20 protein-coding genes are annotated in these 24276 nt (G+C 70.1%); 12 read left to right on the top strand and 8 right to left on the bottom strand.

The window, feature by feature from the left end; genetic code table 11:
• Positions 1 to 57 precede the first annotated feature (57 nt).
• The 4 genes from ACFVDP_RS29650 to ACFVDP_RS29635 form a co-directional block, all read right to left on the bottom strand.
• Entirely contained in the window at positions 58 to 726 is a 669-nt protein-coding gene (locus ACFVDP_RS29650) for a DUF4241 domain-containing protein (protein WP_383496151.1), read from the bottom strand.
• Positions 727 to 854: 128 nt separating this feature from the next.
• Entirely contained in the window at positions 855 to 2339 is a 1485-nt protein-coding gene (gene gltX / locus ACFVDP_RS29645; protein WP_383496148.1) for a glutamate--tRNA ligase, read from the bottom strand.
• Positions 2332 to 3129, bottom strand: coding sequence for a fumarylacetoacetate hydrolase family protein (locus ACFVDP_RS29640; protein WP_383496146.1), 798 nt, complete (start codon positions 3127 to 3129; stop codon positions 2332 to 2334). Before ACFVDP_RS29640 ends, gltX begins: the two co-directional genes overlap by 8 nt.
• Positions 3130 to 3214: 85 nt before the next feature.
• A complete protein-coding gene (locus ACFVDP_RS29635) occupies positions 3215 to 3403 on the bottom strand; it encodes a hypothetical protein (RefSeq protein WP_351450398.1) in 189 nt (62 codons plus the stop codon).
• 560 nt (positions 3404 to 3963) lie between these two features.
• Between ACFVDP_RS29635 and ACFVDP_RS29630 the strand changes: the two genes are divergently transcribed.
• The 9 genes from ACFVDP_RS29630 (at position 3964) to ACFVDP_RS29590 (ending at position 15776) form a co-directional block, all read left to right on the top strand.
• Entirely contained in the window at positions 3964 to 7860 is a 3897-nt protein-coding gene (locus ACFVDP_RS29630) for a nitrate- and nitrite sensing domain-containing protein (protein ID WP_383496143.1), read from the top strand.
• Between the two features lie 9 nt (positions 7861 to 7869).
• A complete protein-coding gene (locus ACFVDP_RS29625; protein ID WP_356494565.1) occupies positions 7870 to 8283 on the top strand; it encodes a roadblock/LC7 domain-containing protein in 414 nt (137 codons plus the stop codon).
• 171 nt (positions 8284 to 8454) lie between these two features.
• Positions 8455 to 8865: a DUF742 domain-containing protein gene (locus tag ACFVDP_RS29620; protein ID WP_111668160.1), complete on the top strand. Its 411-nt coding sequence runs from the start codon at positions 8455 to 8457 to the stop codon at positions 8863 to 8865.
• Entirely contained in the window at positions 8846 to 9436 is a 591-nt protein-coding gene (locus tag ACFVDP_RS29615) for an ATP/GTP-binding protein (protein ID WP_111668159.1), read from the top strand. Before ACFVDP_RS29620 ends, ACFVDP_RS29615 begins: the two co-directional genes overlap by 20 nt.
• Before the next feature lie 372 nt (positions 9437 to 9808).
• The gene (locus tag ACFVDP_RS29610) at positions 9809 to 13060 is read left to right on the top strand and encodes a nitrate- and nitrite sensing domain-containing protein (RefSeq protein WP_383496139.1); all 3252 of its coding nucleotides are present in this window, start codon (positions 9809 to 9811) and stop codon (positions 13058 to 13060) included.
• Between the two features lie 10 nt (positions 13061 to 13070).
• Positions 13071 to 13484: a roadblock/LC7 domain-containing protein gene (locus ACFVDP_RS29605; RefSeq protein ID WP_056644956.1), complete on the top strand. Its 414-nt coding sequence runs from the start codon at positions 13071 to 13073 to the stop codon at positions 13482 to 13484.
• A gap of 94 nt (positions 13485 to 13578) precedes the next feature.
• A complete protein-coding gene (locus ACFVDP_RS29600; protein ID WP_383496136.1) occupies positions 13579 to 14178 on the top strand; it encodes a DUF742 domain-containing protein in 600 nt (199 codons plus the stop codon).
• A complete protein-coding gene (locus tag ACFVDP_RS29595; RefSeq protein WP_111668156.1) occupies positions 14159 to 14749 on the top strand; it encodes an ATP/GTP-binding protein in 591 nt (196 codons plus the stop codon). The genes ACFVDP_RS29600 and ACFVDP_RS29595 overlap by 20 nt, the downstream gene beginning before the upstream one ends.
• A 364-nt stretch (positions 14750 to 15113) precedes the next feature.
• Positions 15114 to 15776 carry an RNA polymerase sigma factor gene (locus ACFVDP_RS29590; protein WP_383496132.1) on the top strand — a complete coding sequence of 221 codons (663 nt, stop codon included), beginning with the start codon at positions 15114 to 15116 and terminating at the stop codon, positions 15774 to 15776.
• Positions 15777 to 16309: 533 nt separating this feature from the next.
• Here ACFVDP_RS29590 and ACFVDP_RS29585 read toward each other — a convergent pair.
• On the bottom strand, positions 16310 to 16756 hold the full coding sequence (locus tag ACFVDP_RS29585; RefSeq protein ID WP_383496129.1) for an ATP-binding protein: 447 nt from the start codon (positions 16754 to 16756) through the stop codon (positions 16310 to 16312).
• A 173-nt stretch (positions 16757 to 16929) separates the two neighbouring features.
• On the opposite strand from ACFVDP_RS29585, the gene ACFVDP_RS29580 reads away from it, so the two are divergent.
• From ACFVDP_RS29580 to ACFVDP_RS29570, 3 genes are read left to right on the top strand one after another with little or no spacing between them, the layout of a single operon-like run.
• The gene (locus tag ACFVDP_RS29580; RefSeq protein ID WP_383496126.1) at positions 16930 to 17787 is read left to right on the top strand and encodes a helix-turn-helix domain-containing protein; all 858 of its coding nucleotides are present in this window, start codon (positions 16930 to 16932) and stop codon (positions 17785 to 17787) included.
• A complete protein-coding gene (locus ACFVDP_RS29575) occupies positions 17784 to 18017 on the top strand; it encodes a DUF397 domain-containing protein (RefSeq protein WP_383496123.1) in 234 nt (77 codons plus the stop codon). The genes ACFVDP_RS29580 and ACFVDP_RS29575 overlap by 4 nt, the downstream gene beginning before the upstream one ends.
• Positions 18014 to 18277 (top strand): DUF397 domain-containing protein, encoded by a 264-nt coding sequence (locus ACFVDP_RS29570; RefSeq protein ID WP_383496120.1) that lies wholly within the window; start codon positions 18014 to 18016, stop codon positions 18275 to 18277. Before ACFVDP_RS29575 ends, ACFVDP_RS29570 begins: the two co-directional genes overlap by 4 nt.
• A gap of 71 nt (positions 18278 to 18348) precedes the next feature.
• Here the strand turns inward: ACFVDP_RS29570 and ACFVDP_RS29565 are convergent, their stop codons facing one another.
• The 3 genes from ACFVDP_RS29565 to ACFVDP_RS29555 all read right to left on the bottom strand — a co-directional run bounded on the left by ACFVDP_RS29565 (position 18349) and on the right by ACFVDP_RS29555 (position 24216).
• The gene (locus ACFVDP_RS29565) at positions 18349 to 18540 is read right to left on the bottom strand and encodes an acyl-CoA carboxylase subunit epsilon (RefSeq protein ID WP_383496118.1); all 192 of its coding nucleotides are present in this window, start codon (positions 18538 to 18540) and stop codon (positions 18349 to 18351) included.
• A gap of 29 nt (positions 18541 to 18569) precedes the next feature.
• Positions 18570 to 20165, bottom strand: coding sequence for an acyl-CoA carboxylase subunit beta (locus tag ACFVDP_RS29560; protein WP_383496115.1), 1596 nt, complete (start codon positions 20163 to 20165; stop codon positions 18570 to 18572).
• Between the two features lie 220 nt (positions 20166 to 20385).
• Entirely contained in the window at positions 20386 to 24216 is a 3831-nt protein-coding gene (locus ACFVDP_RS29555) for an endo-alpha-N-acetylgalactosaminidase family protein (RefSeq protein WP_383496112.1), read from the bottom strand.
• Between the last annotated feature and the right edge of the window lie 60 nt (positions 24217 to 24276).

Below are 24276 nucleotides of genomic sequence, written 5' to 3'. Positions count from 1 at the left end.
GGGACGAACGTACGTGGTCAGTCCCCTGTCAGCCCTGTCAGTCCCCGATCAGGCTGATCACTCCGAGTTCGGGTCCTCGATCACGAAGAAGTCCGTGACGAAGCAGGCCACCTCGCCGCTCGCGGTGCGGCCGATCCAGGTGGGGTACGCGCCGTCGCCCCAGCCCGAGCCGAAGGCGGCCACCGTGTGGCCGGTGGACGGCGAGGTGACCAGGTAGGGGCCGGGCGCGTGGTCGTGCTCCTCGAAGGCGTCCCAGAGCGGCCCCTCGTCGCCCTCGCACTCGGGGAAGGAGGCGTCGGACTCGACGTCGTAGAAGCAGCCGGTGCCGGCGTCGACGCCGTAGCCGAAGTACTCGTCGTCGCCGAGCTCGCCCGCGTCCTGGCCCGTCTGGAGGGCGTGCTCCCAGGTCGTGACGGGTTCATCGCGTATGACCAGGCGGGCGGCCGCGACGCGCTCGTGCGGCGGGTCGGCCGGCGGTTCGCCGGGGGTCACGAGGGTGGCGACCGCCGCGTCGACCCGGTAGCGGCCGGGGCTCACCGAGACCGCGAAGGGCTCGCACTCGCCGGAGCCCAGCGCGATGAACGGATCACCCGCGACGACCCGCCCGGAGGGCAGCCACAGCTCTCCCGCGGTCCGGACGTCGACCGTGCCGACCAGGCCCGACGTCAGGGCGAAGGAATGACCGGCGGTGAAATAGCGCGCGTAGTCGCGAGCGGGCATCGGCATGGCGGTGGCTCTCCGGGAGTGGCGGGGCGCGGGGTGGCGGGTGACGTCTGCACCGTAGCCCCCGGCGCCGACAACGCCCGAGGGGCGGCCCCGGATCGACCGGTGCCGCCCCTCGGGCGTGATGCCGCTTACGCGGTGAGCTTCGCCAGCGCCGCGTCGATGCGGGTCAGCGTCTTGTCCTTGCCCAGGATCTCGAGGGACTCGAAGAGGGGCAGGCCGACGGTGCGGCCGGTGACGGCGACGCGGACCGGGGCCTGGGCCTTGCCGAGCTTGAGGCCGTGGGCCTCGCCGGCGGCCAGGACCGCTTCCTTGAGGGACTCGGGAGAGGTCCAGTCGGCCGCTTCGAGCTTCTCGCGGGCGGTGACGAGCAGGGCGTCGGAGCCCTCCTTCATCGCCTTCGTCCAGCTCGCCTCGTCCGTGGCGGGCTCGGCGAGGAACAGGAAGTCGACGTTGTCCGTGATCTCGGAGAGAACCTTGAGGCGGGTCTGGGCGTGGGGGGCGATCGCCGCCCACTTCGCCTCGTCGAACTCCTCCGGGGCCCAGGGCGCGAACGGCGCGCGCAGCCACGGCTCGCAGCGGGACGCGAAGTCCTTGGGGTCGAGCAGGCGGATGTGGTCGCCGTTGATCGACTCGCACTTCTTGAGGTCGAAGCGGGCCGGGTTCGGCTGCACGTCCTTCACGTCGAAGGCCGCCACCATCTCGTCGATCGAGAAGATGTCGCGGTCCGCCGAGAGGGACCAGCCGAGCAGCGAGAGGTAGTTGAGCAGGCCCTCGGGAAGGAAGCCGCGCTCGCGGTAGAGGTTGAGGCTGCTCTGCGGGTCACGCTTCGACAGCTTCTTGTTGCCCTCGCCCATCACGTACGGCAGGTGGCCGAAGAGCGGCGTGAACTTCGCCAGGCCCAGCTCGGTCAGCGCCTCGTACAGCGCGATCTGGCGGGGGGTGGAGGAGAGCAGGTCCTCGCCGCGCAGGACGTGGGTGATCTCCATCAGGGCGTCGTCGACCGGGTTGACGAGCGTGTAGAGCGGGGCGCCGTTCGCGCGGACGATGCCGTAGTCCGGCACGTTCTCCGGCTCGTAGGAGATGTCGCCGCGGACCAGGTCCGTGAACGTGATCGTCTTGTCGGGCATCCGGAAGCGGACGATCGGCTTGCGGCCCTCGGCCTCGTAGGCCGCCTTCTGCTCGTCCGTGAGGTCGCGGCAGTGGCCGTCGTAGCCGGACGGCTTGCCGGCGGCGCGGGCGGCGTCGCGGCGGGCGTCCAGCTCCTCCGTGGAGCAGTAGCAGGGGTAGGCCTTGCCGGCGGCGAGCAGCTTGTCCGCGACGTCCTTGTAGATGTCCATGCGCTGCGACTGCCGGTACGGGGCGTGCGGGCCGCCGACCTCGGGGCCCTCGTCCCAGTCGAAGCCGAGCCAGCGCATCGCGTCGAGGAGCTGCTCGTACGACTCCTCGCTGTCGCGGGCCGCGTCGGTGTCCTCGATGCGGAAGACCAGCGTGCCCTGGTTGTGGCGCGCGAAGGCCCAGTTGAACAGGGCGGTGCGGACCAGGCCCACGTGCGGGTTACCGGTGGGCGAGGGACAGAAACGGACACGGACGGGAGACGCTGCTGCGCTAGCCACGCTTGACAACCTTGTTGGTGAGAGTGCCGATGCCTTCGATGGTGACGGCGACCTCGTCGCCGACGTTCAGGGGGCCGACCCCTTCCGGGGTGCCCGTGAGGATGACGTCGCCCGGCAGGAGCGTCATGGCCTCGGAGATGTTGACGATCAGGTCCTCGATGGACGTGATCATGTCCGACGTACGTCCGAGCTGGCGCTGTGTGCCGTTGACCGTGCACTGAATCGTCAGGTCGGAGGCCTGGGCCAGGGAGAGGTCGGTCTCGACCCAGGGGCCCAGCGGGCAGGACGTGTCGAAGCCCTTCGCGCGGGCCCACTGCTTCTCGCGCTTCTGGACGTCGCGGGCCGTCACGTCGTTGGCCGCCGTGTAGCCGAAGACGACGTCCTTGACGCGCTCGCGCGGGACCTCGCGGCACATGCGGCCGATCACCACGGCCAGCTCGGCCTCGTGGTGCAGCTCCTCGGAGAAGGCCGGGTACTGGATCTCGTCGCCCGGGCCGATGACCGAGGTCGACGGCTTGAAGAAGGCGAAGGGGGCGTCCGGGACCTCGTTGCCCAGTTCCTTCGCGTGCTCCGCGTAGTTGCGGCCGAAGGCGATCACCTTGTTCGGGAGCACCGGGGGCAGCAGCCGGACCTTGTTGAGCGGGACCTTCGTACCGGAGAGTTCGAAGTCCGCGAACGGGATGCCCTTGATGATGTCGAGGACGAGCCCCTCGGTCGTCCCGGGTGGGCTGTCGCCTTCGACCGCGCCGAAGGCGACGTTCCCGTCGATGGAGAATCTGGCGATGCGCACGGGTGGCTGCGCCCCTTTTGTTTGCGTTGGGCCCGGGTGGGATGTGACCGCTCCAGGCTAACGCGAGGGGGCCCCGCGGGGTGCGTCAGGCAGCCGGGGTGATCTCCGGGGCGACCATCAGGATCGTGCGCCGGGGGTTGGCCGTGTTCGTGGGGAGCGTGGCCGAGTGTTCCGGGACGGCCGGTGCGGCCTGGATCTCGTCGGCGTCCTTGAGGTGCGCCAGGGTCGTGCGGCGCGGGTTGGCAAGGTTGAGGGAGATCATCGTCGTCTTCATGACTGTGCTCTGGAACCTTCTCGGTTGTCGGGCGGGCCATCCCTGTAAAGCGTCAGGCTAAACATCTGATTCCCGTCGAAAGTCGGGAAGTTGCGATCCTGCTCGTGTGAGTTTGCTCACGGAGAGGCAGACAAAAGGGGTACTTCACCCTGTCAATCACCTCCAGAGAAACGGACATTGCGTGCCTGAAGGCACCATTCCGCTGCCGATCATGGCGACTGGGACACCCCCCTGCCGTAAGTGAAAAGTCCAGTACCGACCTATTTCCGCTAGATCATCTTCTACGTCTTGTGACCCTCCCTGCACATGCCGTCACGGCGGGTGTGCCGTACCCCTCGGGCCTTGTTGGAGATCCTGCACTGTGCTGGAATTCCCGGGACCGTCGCGGGATCGAACCGGCGCACCGGGCGCGAGACCGCGCCGGACTGCGGCGGGGAGGGGGAGCCAGCGCCGGTCACTCACGACCAACTGGGGGGCGTTCAGGTCGCCCCTCGAACTACGCCGACACCGTCTTGTCCGTGCTCACGGGCGAGGCGCCTGGTCCAGAGGTTGCGACGCTAGTGCAGGGACGTAAGAACAGGGATGGCAGCGCTGCGGCGGAGCCGGAGCCGCGCGGCGGGACCGGCCCGATAGCCGGCGGTTCCCAGCCCCCGCACGCCCAGAACCCAGGACGCACGGCGTCCGTCGACGTCGGTGAGCGCGAGACGCGCTCCGCCACGACGGGCGGGCCGGCCACGCCCGCGCCGACCCAGGCCAAGCCCAAGGGGTCCAGCGGCCCCGGCTCCCGAATAGCGCTGCGCAACTGGCGCATCTCGACCCGCCTGGTGTCGCTGCTCGCCCTGCCCGTCGTGGCGGCCACCTCGCTCGGCGCGCTGCGTATCGCCGAGTCCCTGAACGACATCGATCAGCTCGACAACATGAAGTTGTTGACCGAGATGACGAAGCAGGCCACCGACCTGGCCACGGCGCTGCAGAACGAGCGCGACCAGTCGGCGGGCCCGCTGGCCAACGACCCGAAGGCCGCCTCGACCAACTACGACGTCAAGCAGGCGCGTGACCTGACCGACGACGCCAAGACCGCGTTCCTCGACGGGACGTACGCCGTCGACGGTGACGACGAGTCGAGCCTCAAGGGCGTCCGCGACCACGCCGTGCAGATCGCCACGCAGCTCGGCGAGCTGAAGAAGATCCGCGCCAGCGCCTACGCCGAGGGCCGGCCGACCTCGCAGACCGTCGAGGCGTACAGCCGCATCATCGACAACCTGCTCTCGCTCTCCACCGACATGGCGCAGGCGACCAGCAGCCCGGAGATGATCGACCGCACCCGTTCGCTGGCGGCCTTCTCCAACGCCAAGGAGTACGCCTCCGAGCAGCGTGCCGTCATCGCGGCCGCCCTGCCGGAGAACGGCAAAACGTTCGGCTCGCTGACCGACACCGACCGGCTCTACGGTCAGGCCGCCCTCAGCGACCAGGGGAACGCGCTCACCTCGTTCCGCACGGTGTACGGCGAAGTCGCCGCGGCAGAGCTGCTCAAGCCCCTCACGGACAACGACGCCAACGTCAAGGCGGCGGACAACTACGCGGAGCGGGTCTTCACCCGTACCGACGGCATCAAGACGCAGGACAAGCGTTCGTACAAGGACTGGTACGACGCGGACACCTCGCGCATCACGAAGATGTCCACCATCGAGACGACGCTGCTCAACGAGATGGAGCAGCAGGCCCGCGAGCTGCGCAGCGACTCCGAGCGCCAGGCGATCATCAACGGTGCGCTGATCCTGCTCGTGCTCGGCGTCTCGCTCGTCGGCGCGTTCGTCGTGGCCCGGTCCATGATCCGCTCGCTGCGCCGGCTCCAGGACACCGCGACCAGGGTGGCCCAGGAGCGGCTGCCCGAGCTGGTCGCGCAGCTGTCCGAGTCGGACCCGCAGGACGTCGACACCTCCGTCGAGTCGGTCGGTGTGCACTCCCGGGACGAAATCGGCCAGGTGGCCGCGGCCTTCGACGACGTGCACCGCGAGGCCGTGCGTCTCGCCGCCGAGCAGGCCCTCCTGCGGGGCAACGTCAACGCGATGTTCACCAACCTCTCGCGCCGCTCCCAGGGCCTCATCCAGCGTCAGCTCTCGCTCATCTCCGAGCTGGAGTCGCGCGAGGCCGACCCCGACCAGCTCTCCTCGCTGTTCAAGCTCGACCACCTCGCGACCCGCATGCGCCGTAACGGTGAGAACCTGCTGGTCCTCGCCGGTGAGGAGCCCGGCCGTCGCTGGACGCGGCCCGTGCCGCTCGTCGACGTGCTGCGCGCCGCCGCGTCCGAGGTGGAGCAGTACGAGCGCATCGAGCTGGCCTCCGTGCCCGCGACCGATGTCGCCGGCCGCGTCGTCAACGACCTCGTGCACCTGCTCGCCGAGCTGCTGGAGAACGCCACCTCGTTCTCCTCCCCGCAGACCAAGGTCAAGGTCACCGGTCACGCGCTGCCCGACGGCCGCGTCCTGATCGAGATCCACGACACCGGTATCGGCCTCTCCCCCGAGGACCTCGCCGCGATCAACGAGCGGCTCGCGTCGCCGCCCACCGTGGACGTCTCGGTCTCCCGTCGCATGGGTCTGTTCGTGGTCGGCCGGCTGTCGCAGCGGCACGGCATCCGCATCCAGCTCCGTCCGTCGGACTCCGGCGGTACGACCGCGCTGGTCATGCTCCCGGTCGATGTCGCCCAGGGCGGCAAGAAGCTTCCCGGCAAGCCCGGTGGCCCGGGCGTCTCCGGCGGTCCCGCCGCCGCGCAGGCCGCGGCCGGTGTCGCCGCCGCGCGTCGCGGTGTCGCTCCCGGTCCCGGTGCGGGCGGTCCCGGCGGTGGCGCCGCGGGCCGGCTCGGTGCCGGACCCGGTGCGACGCGGCCGCAGGTCGGCGCGGGCCCGAGCGGTCCGCGTGCGGCGCTGCCCGCGCGCGACGGCGGACCCCAGACCGGCCAGCAGCCGCAGGCGCCCCAGGCCCCGCAGCCCGCGCGTGCCCAGCAGAACGACTCGCAGAGCACCGGGGTCTTCAACGCGCAGGGTCCCGTCCCGCCGCAGCAGCGCACCCACAGCGCCCCCGGCGACCAGGGCCGCGGCCAGCAGGGTCAGGGCCGGGGCGGACGTCCCGTGCTGCCCCCGCGCGGTGGCCCGCGCGCCGAGCTGCCGGGCGGCAACCCGCAGCCCCGGGTGCCGAGCTGGAGCGACGAGAACGCACAGCCGAACCTGGACGCGCCGCGTGGGCACGAGGAGACGGACTCCGTCGACTCCACCACGCAGTTCCCGCGAATCCAGGACGACCAGCAGGGGCCCGCTCAGGGTCAGGGCCAGCAGCCGGGCCAGGGCACCGGTCAGTTCGTCCGCTCGGACGTCTTCGGCGGCGCGCCCAACGGCGGCGCCCCGGCCTCCGGCCCGCGCCACGGTGGCGCGCCGCAGACCAACGGCAGCTCGTACAACGGTGGTTCGCAGGCCAACGGCGGCTCGCAGGCCAACGGCGGCTCGTACAACGACGGCCAGGACTTCGGCGCCTTCCGCGACAACAGCCAGTCGGGCCGTCAGGACCAGCCCGCGTCGACCGGCCAGTTCCAGACGGGCCAGTACGACACGGGCCAGTTCCAGACCGGCCAGTACGAGACGGGTCAGTACGAGACCGGCCAGTACGAGCGTCCGCAGGACCCCGCGAGCACCGGTCAGTTCGAGCGCCCGGCCGCCCCGCGGCAGCGCGACGACTTCGGTGGCCAGGACTTCGGTGGCCAGGACTTCGGCGCTCAGGATCGCGGTCAGGACCAGGGCCGGAACCAGGGCATCCCGGCGCAGCCCGCGCAGCCGCAGGGCTACCTGCCGCCCGCGGACCAGCCGGGTGACGGTCGTACGCCGCTGTACGACACCCTGGAGACCAACTGGTTCCACGGCCAGCAGCAGGCCCAACAAGCCCAGCAGGCCCAACAGGCACAGCAGGCGCAGCAAGCACCGCAGGCGCAGCAGCAGGGCCGGCCGCAGGACCAGCAGCCGCGGCAGGGGCAGCAGCTCCCGCAGCGCGGTGGTGCGCAGCAGTCCGCCGCGCCGGCCCAGCCGCAGGCCCCCGTACCGCCGCAGCGTCTGCGGGCGCGGGCCCCGGAGGCCGCTCCGGTGGCGCCCGAGGCCGGGCAGGACCAGGCGAACTGGCGTCAGTCCCCGAACGACGAGCTGATGCGTCAGGCCGAGCGGGTGCGCAAGCCCGCCGCGGGCGGCGTCACCGTCTCGGGTCTGCCGCGCCGTGTCCCGCGGGCGAACCTCGTGGCGGGCACGGCACAGGAACAGCAGCAGCACCAGACCGGACCCCAGGTCTCTCGTGCGCCCGACGACGTGCGCGGACGGCTGACCAATCTCCGTCGGGGCATCCAGCAGGGCCGGCAGGCCGGCAACAGCGGCCAGACCGGCAGCTACCCTCGCCCCACTCACCAGCAGGAGCGTTAGTTGAGCCAGATGAGCCAGGCGGCACAGAACCTGAACTGGTTGATCACCAACTTCGTGGACAACACCCCGGGTGTCTCGCACACGGTGGTGGTGTCCGCGGACGGTCTGCTGCTCGCGATGTCGGAAGGATTCCCGCGCGACCGCGCGGACCAACTGGCGGCGGTCGCCTCGGGGCTGACCTCGCTGACGGCCGGGGCCTCGAGAATCTTCGAGGGCGGTCCGGTGAATCAGACGGTCGTGGAGATGGAGCGCGGCTTCCTCTTCATCATGTCCGTCTCGGACGGCTCGTCGCTGGCCGTGCTCGCGCACCCCGACTGCGACATCGGCCTCGTCGGGTACGAGATGGCGCTCCTCGTCGACCGCGCGGGCGCCGTCCTCACCCCGGACCTCCGCGCCGAGCTGCAGGGCACCCTGCTGCACTGACCGGCGAAGGCCCGTGTGACGGCCGGTAACCCCGACCACGCATCCAGTCTTACGCACCAACAGCCCCGAATGCCACAGCACTTACGTAACCCCCGTCCGGCCGTCACAACTCCCCCACCGGCCCACCCTCAGACGGCAGGCCCCGACCCCGCCGTCCCGCCCGGAGGATCCATGACCCCGCCCACCGCTCCTCACGATCCGTACGGCAGTGCCGCACATGCCGGTTACGGTCATGAGGGCGACCAGCCGCTGGTCCGCCCCTACGCGATGACCGGCGGCCGGACCAGGCCGCGCTACCAGCTCGCCATCGAGGCGCTCGTCTCCACCACCGCCGACCCGGCGCAGCTGGTGACCCTGCTCCCCGAGCACCAGCGCATCTGCCACCTGTGCCGCGAGGTCAAGTCGGTGGCCGAGGTGTCGGCCCTGCTGTCGATGCCGCTCGGTGTGGCCCGGATCCTCGTCGCGGACCTCGCGGAGGCCGGGCTCGTCGCCATCCACCAGCCGGGTGGCGACGAGGCCAACGGCGGTGCGCCGGACGTGACTCTGCTCGAAAGGGTGCTCAGTGGACTTCGCAAGCTCTGACGGCGCGCTCGGCGCGGACCCCCGTCCCACCACATCGGCGAAGATCGTGGTGGCGGGCGGCTTCGGCGTCGGCAAGACCACGTTCGTCGGTGCGGTCTCCGAGATCAATCCGCTGCGCACCGAGGCCGTGATGACCTCGGCGAGCGCCGGGATCGACGACCTGACGCACACCGGCGGCAAGACGACCACCACGGTCGCCATGGACTTCGGCCGCATCACGCTCGACCAGGACCTGATCCTGTACCTGTTCGGCACCCCCGGCCAGGACCGCTTCTGGTTCATGTGGGACGACCTGGTCCGCGGCGCCATCGGCGCCGTCGTCCTCGTCGACACCCGCCGCCTCGCCGACTGCTTCCCCGCCGTCGACTACTTCGAGAACTCCGGCCTGCCCTTCGTCATCGCCCTCAACGGCTTCGACGGACACCAGCCCTACACGCCCGACGAGGTCCGTGAGGCGCTCCAGATCGGCCCCGACTCGCCGATCATCACGACGGACGCCCGGCACCGTGCGGATGCAAAGAGTGCGCTGATCACGCTGGTGGAGCACGCGCTGATGGCCCGGCTGAAGTAGCCGGGAGCGGCCGGAAACCGGCCAGTAAGTGGCTGGATCCGTACGGCAGTTGCCGTAGGCCCGCGAGAGGCCCCTGTGGCCTTTGACACGCGGGGCCTCTGTGTTCATAACGTTTCGACAGAGAATTCCAGGGGTCCCACCACGGGTCGCGCACACCCGGTTCCACTGCGCTCACAAGAGCCCCGCCTTTTGGCGGGGCTCGCTCTTTATGACCGTTTTATCTGGGGCATGGGTCACGTGGAGGTTCCGCTTCCGACTGTTTGGAAGTGCGCCTCCTGACGTGCTGGAATGCGCTGAACTGCCCAGTAAGAACGGGCCTGGAGACATACCGCGGCACAACGTAGGTGCCGACGCCGAGAGGTTGTTGGTCGAGTGAGGCGAAGCAAGAACGGCCCCGAGCCCGCGTCGGGGGCACGGGGCAACTTCACCCCGCCGCCGCGCACGGCGGCGGGGGCCGCACCCGTGGCCGAGACCGTGGTGCCGGCCCCGTCCGGCGGACGGATGTCCCCGCGCAACTGGCGCGTGCCCACCAAGCTGAACGCGATTCTGCTCATACCGGTACTCGTCGCCCTCGTCATGGGCGGCTTCCAGGTCAAGGGCAAGATCGACACCCTGAACGAGGCGCAGGACGCGGAGAAGACGGCCAAGATCGTCAAGGCCGCCGCCGCGTACGGACAGGCCCTGCTCAACGAGCGCGACCTGTCGGCCGAGCCCATCCTCTCGGGCGAGCGCGACTCCGCGACCGTGAAGAAGCTCTACGCCGCCACGGACGAAGCCAAGAACGCGTTCGCCGATGAGGTCAGGGGCGCCCCCGACAACGCCGGTCTCCAGCGGCGCCTCGGTCTCATCGAGAAGGCCGAGCCGCAACTCGCCGTGTTGCGCAAGAAGGCCTACGGGCGCGACATGGACCCGGTGAAGACGGAGGAGGGGTATGTCTCCGTCCAGCACTACCTCATGGAAGTCGCCAACGAGCTGAACCTCGGCAACAGCAACGTGACCGCGTACGGCCGCACCGTGTACGCGATCCAGCTGGCCAAGGCCGCCGAGTCGCTCAACCGCTCCATCGGCATGCACCTGCTGGTGCGGCCCAGCACCGACAAGGCGACGTTCCAGCGCCAGGTCGTCTCCTTCAACTCGTACACGTACCTGGAGGGCATCGCGACGCAGGAGTTCGTCTCCGGCGCCGAGCCCGCGGACGTGGCGAAGCTCAAGCAGGTCTTCAAGGAGAAGGCCGCCGAAGGCGTCAAGGAGTATCCGGCGCTCGTCCAGAAGGCCGCGACCCAGGGCAAGAAGCTGCCCACGAAGCTGCCCAGCAAGGACGGCAGCGTCTACGACGGCATGGTCGCCGCGGTCGCCCAGGGCCAGACCCCGCAGGCCCTCGCCGCGAAGGGCGTGACCCCGGAGACCTGGCAGTTCGCCACCACCAGCAAGTTCGACGGCTACACCCAGGTCGAGAACGAGCTGATCGACCGGGCCGTGACCGACGCCTCCGGCATCGCCGACGACGCCCAGCGCGACGCGTACATCACCGCGGGCGCCACCGTGCTCGCCGTCCTCGCCGCGTTCCTGATCGCCGGGCTCATGGCCCGCCAGATGTCCCGCTCGATGCGCCGGCTGCGCTCCGCCGCCTTCGACGTGGCCGAGCAGCGGCTGCCGATGCTGGTCGACCAGCTCTCGCGCACCGAGCCGGGCCGCGTGGACACCCGTGTCCAGCCGATCCCGATCACCACCACCGACGAGATCGGCGAGGTCGCCCGCGCCTTCGACCAGGTGCACCGCGAGGCGGTCCGGCTCGCGGCCGAGCAGGCCCTCCTGCGCGGCAACATCAACGCGATCTTCACCAACCTGTCGATCCGCAACCAGTCGCTGATCGAGGGCCAGCTGACCCTCATCACCGACCTGGAGAACAACGAGGCCGACCCGGACCAGCTGGAGAGCCTCTTCCGCCTGGACCACCTCGCGACCCGTATGCGCCGCAACGGCGAGAACCTCCTGGTCCTCGCCGGCGAGGAGCCCGGCCGCCGCTGGGACCAGCCGGTCCCGCTGGTGGACGTGCTGCGCGCCGCCACCTCCGAGGTGGAGCAGTACGAGCGCATTGAGCTGCAGGGCGTGCCGGAGGCCGAGATCCACGGCCGCGCGGTCACCGACCTCGTGCACCTGCTCGCCGAGCTGCTGGAGAACGCCACCTCGTTCTCCTCCCCGCAGACCAAGGTCCGCGTCACCGCGACCCGGCTGCCCGACGGCCGCATCATGATCGAGATCCACGACAAGGGCATCGGCCTCACCGCCGAGGACTTCGCGGACATCAACCACAAGCTGGCCAACCCGCCGACCGTGGACGCCGCGATCTCGCAGCGCATGGGCCTGTTCGTGGTCGGCCGGCTGTCCGACCGGCACAGCATCCGCGTCCAGCTGCGCCCCTCGGGCGAGCAGGCGGGCACGACCTCGCTGGTCATGCTCCCGGACGTGATCACGCACGGCGGTGGCGGCGACCACCAGCAGAGCGCCGGCGGCGAGTTCACCGTCTCCACGATGATTCCGCAGCAGCCCGTCTTCGAGAAGGCTCCGCTGCGCACCGCCGCCGAACTCGGCTTCGACGACAGCCGCTACGACGTCCCGGACGACGCCCGCGAGCTGGACCCGGTCGGCCGCTCCCTGATGCGCGAGGAGCGCCGTGCGGCCCTGGAGGCCCAGACGCAGGGCGCCGAGTACGCCGGGGAGGCCGACCGCCCGCTCTTCCGCGACGAGGCACAGCCTCAGCAGCCACGGCAGGACCAGCAGCACCCCGGTTATCCCGAACAGAACTCGTACGACGGTCAGCAGTTCGGGTACGACAACCAGCAGCCGGTCGGGTACGACGAACAGCAGCAGTCGGGCTACGACGTACAGCCGCAGGGCGGGTACGACGATGTGCAGCAGTCGGGCTACGACTTCCCCGCAGCGGCGCAGTCCGGCCACTCCACCGGCCGGCAGGGCGGCTACGAGCCGGGCTACGCCCCGCAGGGCGGCTATGCGGAGGCGCCCGCGGAGACGTTCAGCGCCTTCCAGCAGCCGCAGCGGCAGGCCGACTGGCAGGCGCAGGACGCCTACCAGGGCGATTTCCACCCCTCCTACGCCCCGGAAGCGGAATCCGCGCAGGACACTGCCGCGGCGGAGCGGGACAGCGTAGGCTTCGACCCGCACACTCCCGCGACCCCGGCCGGTCCCTCGCCCTCCGTCGCGCACGACACGACCGACGCCGGTCTGCCGCGCCGCGGATCCAGCGCCCCCCAGCGCGAGGAAACCCCGGCACCGGCCACCGGTGACGGCGACAGTGACACCTGGCGCTCGTCCAACGACGAGCGCTGGGAGCGGGCGGAGGCGCTGAAGAAGCCGAAGGCGGGCGGAGTCACCTCCTCCGGTCTTCCGCGCCGGGTACCCAAGGCCAACCTGGTCGAGGGCACCGCGGAGGCGACCCCCCAGGGTGGTCCCCAGATCTCCCGCGCCCCCGAGGACGTGCGGGGCAGGCTGAGCAACCTGCGCCGCGGTGTGCAGCGGGGCCGCAGTGAAGGCAACAGTGATTCGAACGGCCAGGTCAGCGGGTATCCCGATGGGCCTGACAGCACCTACAACCAGGAGCGTTAGTGTGAGCCCGATGAGCCAGGCGGCACAGAACCTGAACTGGTTGATCACCAACTTCGTGGACAACACCCCCGGGGTGTCCCACACGGTGGTGGTCTCCGCCGACGGACTCCTTCTGGCGATGTCCGAAGGTTTCCCCCGCGACCGTGCCGACCAGCTGGCGGCCGTCGCGTCGGGCCTGACCTCGCTGACCGCGGGCGCGTCCCGCATCTTCGAGGGCGGCGCCGTGAACCAGACAGTTGTGGAGATGGAGCGAGGATTCCTCTTCATCATGTCCGTTTCTGATGGTTCTTCGCTCGCCGTCCTCGCACACCCGGAGGCGGACATCGGCCTCGTCGGGTACGAAATGGCCCTTCTTGTCGACCGCGCGGGCACGGTTCTCACGCCCGACCTGCGTGCGGAGCTTCAGGGGAGCCTTCTCAACTAGCAGACAGGCGGTGCGTTTTCGCGCCCCGTGGCCGTAAGGTTTCGGGACGCGGCTCCACAGTGATGGTGCCCAGCGCAGTCGGAGGAGGAAGTACGTGTCTGGTTCAGCAACATCCCCGAGCGGTTCGTCGGCCAACTGGCCGCCCTACGGGCCTGCCCAGGGCCAGGCCGGCACGGACGGCCGTGGCCGCGGCAACGAGGACGGGTCGCGGAACCGGTACAACTTCCCCTCCACGCCGAGCCACGCCCGGCCGACCCGGCAGCCCGGTCCCTACGACCAGCCGCCGGCGCCGCGCATCCAGCCCGTGCAGCCGCAGCCGCGTCCCGACGCGAATCCCGCACCCCCTGCGAAGAACAACCCCCTGGTGCGCCCGTACGCCATGACGGGCGGCCGCACCAGGCCGCGATACCAGCTCGCCATCGAGGCGCTGGTGCACACCACCGCGCAGCCGCACCAGTTGCAGGGCCAACTGCCCGAGCACCAGCGGATCTGCCACCTGTGCCGGGAGATCAAGTCGGTGGCCGAGATCTCGGCCCTCCTGACGATCCCTCTCGGCGTGGCCAGGATTCTCGTCGCGGACCTCGCGGAGGCGGGCCTGGTCGCCATCCATCAGCCCGGCGGCGACGAGAGCGCCGGCGGTCAGCCAGACGTGACATTGCTCGAAAGGGTGCTCAGTGGACTTCGCAAGCTCTAGCGGAGGGCCGGCAACTCCAAGTCGTTCCACCACGTCCGCGAAGATCGTGGTGGCAGGCGGTTTCGGCGTCGGCAAGACGACCTTCGTCGGCGCCGTGTCGGAGATCAACCCGCTGCGCACCGAAGCCGTGATGACCTCGGCGAGTGCGGGGATCGACGACCTGACACACACCGGGGACAAGACGACCACCACGGTCGCCATGGACTTCGGCCGCATCACGCTCGACCAGGACCTGATCCTGTACCTGTTCGGCACCCCCGGCCAGGACCGCTTCTGGTTCATGTGGGACGACCTGGTCCGCGGCGCCATCGGCGCCGTCGTCCTCGTCGACACCCGCCGCCTCGCCGACTGCTTCCCCGCCGTCGACTACTTCGAGAACTCCGGCCTGCCCTTCGTCATCGCCCTCAACGGCTTCGACGGCAGTCAGCCGTACAACCCGGACGAGGTGCGCGAGGCGCTCCAGATCGGCCCGGACACCCCGATCATCACGACGGACGCCCGGCACCGCGCGGACGCCAAGTCGACGCTGATCACGCTCGTCGAGCACGCGCTCATGGCGCGGCTCCGCTAGCCGTACGCGCGTACCCGGTACCTTCGCCCCGCTGGTTCAACCAGCGGGGCGTCGTCGTTCCCGCTCCCTTTCGGCCCCCTTCCGGAGGCCGCCCCTCTGCTTCTCGGCCATGCTGCACGAGCGTTCACAGCCGTTCCCGCGCGGCCGCCGCACGCCTCCCGCCCACGACAGCGGTGCGTACGCGCAGTAACACCCTTGGTTATAGGTGGAGTTCAGTCGAGATGTCCCCATGGCACAACTGACCGAATCTACATACCTGCCGCTGTGATGTTTTCGCGCGCCCTCGCGCTCACCTCATGGGGGCGGGACGATGTATCGCGCCCGCCCGCCTCAGGGCGAACTGAGCAGGAAGCGGAGTCATCCGATGAGCTTGTCCTACTCGGGCGCCGCGGTCACCAGAGCAGGTGCCGCGGTCGCGCGATCCGAACGGCCTCCCAGTACCGGGAAGGGGACGGCACAGACCATCCGCGAGGCGGAGTGCTGTCTCCTGCACGACGCGGTCCAGCAGGCACAGAAGGGGGACGAACGGGCCTTTCGCACCGTCTATCAGACGCTGCATCCACGGCTCCTCGGCTACGCGCGGGCCCTGGTGGGCGCGACGGAGGCCGAGGACGTCCTGTCGGACAGCTGGCTGCAGATCGCCCGGGACCTGCACAAGTTCCGGGGTGACGGCGCCGGCTTCCACGGCTGGTGCAGCCGGATCGTGCGCAACCGGGCGCTGGACCACGTGCGCTGGCACCGGCGCCGGCCCGAGGCTCTGGACGACCTGAGCACGGTCCAGGAGCGGCCCGCGCCCGACGACACCCCGACGCAGGCCCTGGACACCCTGGGCACCGAGCGCGCCCTGGCCCTCGTGGCCCAGTTGCCGCGACAGCAGGCCGAGGCCGTGGTTCTGCTGGCCGTCGTCGGACTCGACGCCAAGCGCGCGGCCGACATCCTCGGCAAGCGGGTCGGCGCCGTCCGTACCGCCGCCCACCGCGGCATCCGCAGGCTTTCCGGTCTCGTGACGGAGACCGCGCACACCTAGCGCTTCCGCGCGGCCGGGCCCGACCCCCCGCCCGCGCCAAGACCGGTCCCGCGTCGCCCCTGCCCCGGCGACGCCCCTCGACCGCCCCCGGGAACTCCGGCCGCCCACCCGGTGCGCCGAGCCCCGGCACCCCTAACGTCGTCCGCCTCGCGCGGACCCGGCGCCCAGGCCCCCGGCGCAGCACGGCAGCCGCCGGCACCCGCCGCCGCGAACTCACCGCGGATCAGGGCCCGCTCGACGGCAACCGCCCGTGCGGGACGACCCTGTGGCCCCGCGCCGCCCGCTCTGCGGGCCGTAAGCGCCTCGTTCCCGTCCCGCTCGACGGACCGCACGTCCGTGCCCGCCCGCCCGTCCCGGCCGCCCGTGCGGCCCGTGCCGGGGGCGGCACCCACGCACGTCCGCGTTCGACCACACAGAGGATACGAATGAACACGCACAGAAGCAGAAAGGTGCCGCCCTGGCCGCCGTCCCTGAGGACGGCGACCAGGGCGACACCCGGTCTCCTGAGGGGGTCCGGCGAACCGGCCCCCTCGTCAGTCGCAGCCGATCACGTCCACGTCCCCGAGGCCCAGCTCGGCCCAGACCACCTTGCCGGTCGCCGTCGGCGTCATGCCGAAGGCCGAGGCGTGGGCGGCGACCAGGAACAGGCCCCGCCCGCCGGTCTGGAAGAAGTCCGGGGGCTCCGTGGGGACGGGCACCATCTCGGGGGACGTGTCCGCCACCTCGAGGCGCACGCCGTCGGCGGTCCGGCTGATGACGAAGTCGAAGGTGCTGTCGTCGCAGTGCCGCACATTGCTGCACAGCTCCGTGGCCACGAACGACGTGTCGTGGACGAGCTTGTGCAGTCCCCAGCAGCGCAGGCGGGCGCCCACGATTCTGCGGATCTGCTCCAGACGCTGCGGGCTGTACTCCATACGGATCGCGCACGGCCGATCGAGCATGTCCATCAGCTCGATCTCATCCGTCGGCTGGTCCGGCATTACCCCTCCGGGGGTTCATCGGCGGTCAACTCGCTTGCGGACAAAGGGCGTTGCCTGGACAGCATGGCGCCGAAACTATGCCTTAGGCAAGTATTACGCGTCAGTACCTTGCCACTGCGATGGGATTGCATATGACAGTTGTGTGGCCCGAGGGGGCGGGACATCATGTGGCCATGTCCCAGAGCGAGATGCCCACGATGCGCAGCCGCCGGCTCGGAGCCGAACTGCGACAGCTGCGCAATGACGCCGGCCTGAAGGTCAACGACGCGGCCCTGGCACTGGAGTGCGGGCAGCCGAAGATCAGTCAGATCGAGACCGGCAAACGCGGCATCCGCCAGCTCGACCTGACGACCCTGCTGAACCTCTACAACGTCACGGACGAGCGCCAGCGGGCCAACCTCAAGCGACTGGCCCGGGACGTCCACAAGGTCGACTGGTGGTCCGGCCAGGGCCCCCTGCTCAGTGACGACCTGCGCGACTACCTCACGCTGGAGGCGGATTCTTCACTCGTCCGCTCCTTCGAACCTTCCGTGCTTCCGGGTCTGTTGCAGACAGAGGCATATATGCGTGAGGTATTCACGGCAGGGGCCGACGCGGATCACGTGGAACCCCTTGTGAAGACTCGGATGAGGCGCAAGGATCTGCTCAACGGAACCAATGAATTCCGCTTGAGAGTGGTCATCGACACACCCGCGCTGCACCGAATACCTGGTCCGCGGGCTCTGATCCGTGAGCAGTTCGAACATCTCATGGAGATCGGCGAGTTGCCCAATGTCACCATTCAGATCCTGCCCTTGGACATCACTCTGCCGCTCTCCCAGTACGCTCCCTATACGCTCTTCACCATGCGCGGCGAACCGTCCGTGCAAGTGGCATGGCTGGAGCACATGACCGGCGGCACGCTCCTCGAACAGCGGCCTGACGTGGCGACTTACACCAAGGCGTGGGACGACCTGACGGCGGCCGCGTTCTCTCCGGCAGAGTCCCGCCGGTACCTCATTGACCGAATCAAGCAAGAGAGCGAATCATGATGTCCCCCACTTCCGCACCCTCCGCCTCGCACCGCGAGATCGGGTCGGCGGCCTGGCACAAAAGCACGTTCAGCGGCGCTTCCAACGGCTGCGTGGAGCACGCGAAACTCACCGGGGACCGCCGCGCGGTCCGGGACACAAAGAACCGTGGGTTCGGTGCGATCGTCTTCGATTCACCTTCCTGGGACGCATTCATTTCAAGCGTCAACTCAGGAGTTCTGCCGCTATGACCATTCGTACGGAGAACAGCGTTTCCTCCGACGCCGATCTGGATCGGGAGAAAGCGCGGCTCTACGCTCTCGATCTCTCCGGCGCCGAATGGCTGAGGGCCCCGGGAGACGCCTCCCGCGGCCCTGTGGAGGTCGCCTCACTCGGAGGCGGCGCCGTGGCCATGCGTAACCCGGCGGTCCCGCACGGGCCCGTCCTGCGCTTCACCGCTCACGAGTGGGAGGCGTTCAAACTCGGGGTGCTGGAGGGCGAGTTCGACTGAGTCCCCGTAACACGAAGAAGGCGTGAGCCCCGTCCCTGTGGACGGGGCTCACGCCTTCTTCGTGGTCGGGCTCAGCCCTGCCAGGAGTGCGGGGCACGGAAGCCGTGCTGGCGCTCCAGGCGGCGCCAGCCGGCCCGGGACTGGCGGGCGGCCGCCGGCGCGGACGGCTGGGCGGCGGCGCGGGCGATCAGGAGGGCGGTGATGGCCGCGACCTCCTCAGGCCCGGCGTTGCCCTTCTCTACACGGATGTCGGGCAGGGACATGGGTCGGATCTCCTACGATCGAAGGGCCGCTACTGCGGCGGGTTGCCGTGCTTGCGGGACGGCAGGTCGGCGTGCTTGGTGCGCAGCATGGCCAGGGACTTGATGAGCACCTCGCGGGTCTCGGCGGGGTCGATGACGTCGTCGACCAGACCGCGCTCGGCCGCGTAGTAGGGGTGCATCAGCTCGGCCTTGTACTCCTTGACCATCTTCTGGCGCATGGCCTCGGGGTCCTCGGCACCGGCGATCTGCCGGCGGAAGATCACGTTGGCCGCGCCCTCGGCACCCATCACCGCGATCTCGTTGGTCGGCCAGGCGTAGGTGAGGTCCGCGCCGATGGACTGGGAATCCATGACGATGTAGGCACCTCCGTACGCCTTGCGGAGAATCAGCGAGATCCTCGGGACGGTGGCGTTGCAGTACGCGTACAGCAGCTTCGCGCCGTGGCGGATGATCCCGCCGTGCTCCTGGTCGACGCCGGGCAGGAACCCCGGCACATCCAGCAGCGTCACGATCGGGATATTGAAAGCGTCGCACATCTGCACGAATCGGGCAGCTTTTTCGGATGCCTCGATGTCCAGGACACCCGCCAGCGACTGCGGCTGGTTGGCGACGATGCCCACGACCTGGCCGTCGAGCCGGGCCAGGGCGCAGATGATGTTGCGCGCCCAGCGCTCGTGGACCTCCAGGTAGTCGCCGTCGTCGACGAGCTCCTCGATGACCTTGGTCATGTCGTAGGGCCGGTTGCCGTCCGCCGGGACCAGGTCGAGCAGGACGTCCGAGCGGCGGTCCGCCGGGTCGTCGGAGTCGACGGTCGGCGGGTTCTCCCGGTTGTTCTGCGGGAGCAGCGAGATCAGGTAGCGGACCTCGGCGATGCAGGTCTCTTCGTCGTCGTAGGCGAAGTGGCACACGCCGGAGGTCTCGGCGTGGACGTCGGCGCCGCCCAGACCGTTCTGGGTGATCTCCTCACCCGTGACCGCCTTGACGACGTCGGGGCCGGTGATGAACATCTGCGAGGTCTCACGGACCATGAAGACGAAGTCGGTGAGGGCGGGGCTGTAGGCCGCGCCGCCCGCGCACGGGCCGAGCATCACGCTGATCTGCGGGATGACACCGGACGCCCTGGTGTTGCGCTGGAAGATGCCGCCGTAGCCGGCGAGGGCGGAGACGCCCTCCTGGATGCGGGCGCCCGCGCCGTCGTTCAGCGAGACCAGCGGGGCACCCGCCGCGATCGCCATGTCCATGATCTTGTGGATCTTCGCGGCGTGGGCCTCGCCCAGCGCGCCGCCGAAGATCCGGAAGTCGTGCGCGTAGACGAAGACCGTACGGCCCTCGACCGTGCCCCAGCCCGTGACGACACCATCGGTGTACGGCCGCTTGGCCTCCAGGCCGAAGCCGACCGCGCGGTGCCGGCGCAACTGCTCGACCTCGTTGAACGACCCCTCGTCCAGGAGCAGCTCGATGCGCTCGCGCGACGTCAGCTTGCCCTTCGCGTGCTGGGCCTCGGTCGCCTTGTCGCTGGGACCGGCCAGAGCCTGTGCGCGGATCGCGTGCAGTTCGGCCGTGCGCCCGCGGGCGTCGGTGGGCTCGTCCCCGGGGTTCGAGGCGGTGTCGTCCAAAACGGTCATGTAGTGACCTTACGAAGCCGACCAAGGAAACGGGCCGTCGACTCCGTACAGTCTCCGGCCCGTTTTCCTGGTAGCCCCGAACAGAACCCGGCCGCGATGCAGCCGAAGTTACTGCTCAGGGCCCCCTCGGCTTGTAGGGGTCACACAAAGAGGTGCGGTGAGAGCCGCGTCACGTCGGGTTTTCGCCGGACTGTGGCCACCCAACTGTTCACACAGCTTTTCACCCGTCGCAATGGAAGCGGGCCGCTCCCCAGTCGGCGTGGTCGTTGCCGTTGCCGTCGCCGCCGTCTCCGACGATCAGGTCGACGTAGCGGGCGCCGGTGACATCGGCCGAAAGCGACCAGGCCGGGTCGGTGGCCTTGAGGACGGGTGAGGCCACCTTCTCGGTGCCGTCGGCCGCCACCGAGAATCGCACGCTTCCGCGGGTGGTCTGCACGTCGTCGACGCCGACCTCGGCCGTGAAGGAGGTGCACCGCCCGCCGAGGTAGTAGCGGATCTTGGCGGGGGCGTGGGTGCCCAGGCCCTTGTCGTAGGAGGTGCCGCCGATCTTCAGCGGGGTGCCGTCGCCCTGGCCCTGTTCACCGACGGACTGGTCCTTCTCGACGGGCCCCCAGCCGTTGTCCGCCGTCGTCCAGTCCAGGTCGCTCGCGTACGTGTCCTTGGTGGGCGGCGGCGGGAGGGTGCGGACCGAGGCGCCCGCCGTGAGGGCGCGCGCGGTGCCCTCGACGGTGTACGCCGCCTTCGCGGTCAGCTCGTAGGGCTCGTAGGCGGCGTCGACCGGCGGGGTCACCTGCCAGGTCGTGGTGGCGCGGGCGCCGGGGGCGACCGGGTCGAGGGTGACCGGACCGGCGGGTTCGGCCTTCCAGCCGGCCGGCAGGCCGAGCGTGACGGACGCGTCCTCGACCGGGGCGGACTCGTAGTTGGTGAAGGTGGCCTGGACCTTGTTCGGCTGTCCCGGTTCGAGGGTGTCCCCCGCCTTGAGCGCGAGCGTGCCGCAGGCGGCCGGTTCCTTCGCCGGGCCGAGGTCGGTCACGGTGAAGTCGTCGAGCACGAAGTCGGCGCCGTCCGGGGCGCCGGGCAGCTTGCGCAGACCGGTCCAGGTGTCGCCGCACCCGGCGGTGACGGTGGTGGTGAAGCGGCCGGTGGTCCGCTGCTGCCCGACCGGCTCGGCGGCGGTCTCGACGGCGTCCTCGCCCCGGTCGTAGCCGCTGATCCACTGGTAGGCGCCGGAATGGCTGGACTGGTAGGCGAAGTCGACCTTGTACGCGTGCCCGTTCTTCATCGGCACGGACGAGGCCGAGGTGCGGTAGACGACGCCGTCGTTCTCCTCGTGCGACTTGAGGGACTCGCCGCCGCCGATGACGTCGTCGACGAGCTTCCCGTTCCAGCCGGCCTGGGTGTACGGGGCGTTCTTCTGCGCGATGTGGGTGCGCGGGTCGGTGACGCCGCCCGCGTCGCCCTTGTCGAACGGGCCCCAGCCCTGGTCGACGTCCTCGAAGTCCTCGTGCACCACGGTGCCGGGTGTGGTGGCCGGGGCGTTGCGCACGACCCGTACGTCGTCGACGCGGACCTTCGCGGCGCCGTCGTCGGCGGCCGTCGCGACGCGCAGGGTCGCCGTGCCGTGCCGGTCGGCGGTGAAGTTGACCTTCATCCGCTGCATGTTCGTGCCGTGCCAGTCGCTCGCGGCCATGGTGTTGGGCAGGGTGGACCGGTCGATCCCGGTGGTGGCGCCGCCCGCGCTCAGGGTCGTGCGCCGGGAGGCTCCGGGCTCGATCTCGGTCCAGGCGGAGGCGGTGTAGCGCTTGCCGGGGGCGAGCCCGGTGATCCGCTGGGCGACGGAGGCGGCTCCCTTGCCGGTGAGGGCGGCGCTGTTGCGGCCGTTGCCGTCGGTGTCGCGGGCGACGGCGCCGGTGGTGTCCCAGCCGCCGAGGCGGGCGTCGTTGAAGCCCGGGTCCTTCAGGCTGGTGCCCTCGCCCCAGGCGGGGTCGGCGGCGCGGGGGCTGTCGGCGGTCGGGTAGAGGACGTACGGCTGTCCGGCCTCGGCCTTGAGGGTGAGCTTTCCGTCGGCGCCGGTGCGCACGGTGCCGGTCTTCACGCGGCCGTTGTCGGTGAGCTTGTAGACGGTGTACGAGCCCGTGGGCACCGCCCAACTGCTGCTGCCGCCCTGCTTGTTGTAGTGGTAGAGCTTCTTCTCGCCGTCGTCGGACTGCCAGGGCAGCAGATAGCTGTCCCCGTCGAGGACCTTGCGGTCGTGGTCGTAGAACGTGCGCCGGCCGTCCTCGACGGTGCCGCGCAGGCCGCCGGTGAAGGTGATGTCGTCGCCGTCCCAGCGGGTGATCTGCTGGTGCTGGAGGTACTTGGCGGGCAGGTCGCGCTGCCAGACGTTGGCGTAGAAGTCGTGCCAGTCGTTCTCGCCGGTCCAGCCCTCGAAGTCGACCAGCGCACTCTGGCCGAGGACGGGGTCGTTGTTCCAGACGTCCTTCTCGCTGTTGCGGATGAACCGGATGATCTTCGAGTTGAGGCCCTTGTTGGTGGCGCCGCCGTAGTCGAGGTCGTTGGCCCAGTGCGACCACAGGGACTGCCGCTCGAACTTGTCGGCCCACTCGGTGGCCATGTTCCAGCCCTGGCCGTTGATCGCCTTCGCGGTCTGCTCGGCGATCCAGCCGTGGGTGTAGTACACGTCGACGTAGACCGTGGTGAGGTTCTTGTCGGTCTCGTCGCGCAACTGCTTGAAGCGGTCCGCGAGGTCGCCGCTCTCGATGTCGCGGCGCTGGTCGATGTAGTAGCTCTGGTCGAGCCAGTTCCAGCCCGGCGACTTGGGGTCGATCAGGTCGTCCTTGAAGTGCTTCGCGACCGGGTACGCCTCGGTGGCGTTGACGTGGACGCCGAACTCGGCGCCGTACTTCTTGCCGGTCTTGAGCAGCTTGTTGAGGTCCTTCAGGCCGCCCGCGCGCTCGTTGGTGTTGCCGCCGTAGTCGGGGTGCGCGGAGTCGTGGCCCTCGGACGCGTACCCCTTGAGCAGGGCGAACTGGCCCAGGTCGTCCGTCGCGAGCGAGATCCGCTTGACGTCGTCGAGGGTGCGCAGGAAAGGGTGCTGGGCCTGGCTGGCGAAGTTGAACGGGATGTGGGTGATGACGCGGTCGGCGGTGTCCTCGCCGCCCTGCGGCTCGATGCCGATGGAGCGGAAGGCGACGGCGCCGTCCTGCCAGTCGACGGCGCTGTCGCCGTTGGCGTCCGGGGTGACGACGACCTTCGCCCAGGGGAGGTCCTTGCCGGTGGCGTGGGTCGGGGAGCCGGCGCCGCGGTACGTCCACTGCCCGGACCAGACGCCGACGCGGGTGCCGCCGTCGGCGTCCTTGCGCGCCTGGTGCCAGAACCGGGCGTCGTCGCCGCCGGTCGCGCCGCTCGGCTTGTCGTACGCGGAGTTGGACTCGACGGCCGCGGCCAGCCGCCCGGTGTTGACGATCGCGTAGGAGGCGCCGGTCGCGGAGGCCTCGGCCGGGGTGTCGGCGTTGACCTTGCCGAAGACGTCCGCGGTGCGGGTGGAGTCCGCGTCGAGCTTGGTGAACGCGGTCTGGGCGCCGCCGTCCGCGCTGCCGACCGAGACGAGGTCCTGCCCGGGGATGTCGACGGTCCCGACGCGGAAGGCGTCCGTGTCGCGGATCGCGGTGATCCTGAACGTCGTGGTCCGGCCGCTGACCCCGAGGGTGGCGTCGATCTCCGTGCCGGGCAGGTCCGGGAAGGCGAGTGTGTACGCGGCCGTGGACCCGGTGATCTTCGGCGCGGCCTTGACCTCGGCGGCGTACGCCTTTCCGTTGAGGGTGACCTCGGTGACGGGCCGGGTGCTGCCGAGGAGGCGGGCGCCGTCGGACCGGTTCTCGTAGGACAGGACGCGGGGGAAGTCGTCGGCGACGGTGACCTTCAGCCGGCTGGTGGCGAGGACCGTGCCGGCCGGCTCCGTGGTGGCGGTGGCGCTCGCCACCGGGGTGAGGGTGGCTCCTAGTACGGCCGCGACGGCCAGGGCGTAGGGGGCCCGGGATCTTGGGGACATGCCGTTCTGGGTATCCGCGGGGTGCCCTCCGGGTCAACGGGTGGCCTCGGTAATGGAGTT

This window comes from Streptomyces sp. NPDC057694 (genome assembly GCF_042799415.1).
In the GTDB taxonomy this organism is placed as follows: Bacteria; Actinomycetota; Actinomycetes; order Streptomycetales; family Streptomycetaceae; genus Streptomyces.
The sequence above is the reverse complement of the archived record's forward strand: the minus strand, read 5'-3'. Positions and strand labels throughout refer to the sequence as shown.